This is a genomic window from Blastopirellula marina, from assembly GCF_002967715.1.
Classification (GTDB): Bacteria; Planctomycetota; Planctomycetia; order Pirellulales; family Pirellulaceae; genus Bremerella; species Bremerella marina_B.
The window spans coordinates 1-534 of the sequence record NZ_PUIA01000072.1 but is presented as its reverse complement, the minus strand read 5'-3'; the positions used below and the strand labels follow the sequence as shown (position 1 = coordinate 534).

Below are 534 nucleotides of genomic sequence, written 5' to 3'. Positions count from 1 at the left end.
CCGTCGAACCAGTCGTAACGCGACGCCAGCAAAAACAGTTCATGCAACTCGCATGGGAACTCTACCGAGGGGACCCCAACTGGGTACCGCCGCTGCGACAGACGCAAAAAGAGCTGCTGAACTTCGATCCCGACCCGTTCTATGCGACCAACGAAATCCAATGCTTCTTGGCGCTGCGCGATGGTAAACCGGTAGGACGCGTCGCGGCGATCATCAACAACGGGCACATCGAGCGATACAAAGAACGACGCGGCTTTTTCGGCTTTTTCGAATCGGTCAACGAGCAGGAAGTCGCCAACGCTTTGTTTGACGCGGCTCGCGAGTGGCTCAAAGAGCATGACATCTTGCTGGTCCGCGGACCGACCAACCCTTCGCTGAACCACGAATGCGGACTGCTGATCGAAGGCTTCGATTCGATGCCGACGTTCATGATGACCTACAACCACCCATACTACCCCGACCTGATCGAAGGGTACGGTTTCCGCAAAGTGGAGGACTTGTTCGCGTTCTGGGGTGATCTCAGCATGCTGGAGA

At 56.4% G+C, this 534-nt stretch carries 1 pseudogene; it reads left to right on the top strand.

Features of this window, described 5'->3' with window-relative positions:
• Positions 1-41: 41 nt before the first annotated feature.
• Positions 42-534 (top strand): annotated as a pseudogene (locus C5Y96_RS22505) (N-acetyltransferase); the annotation flags it as partial.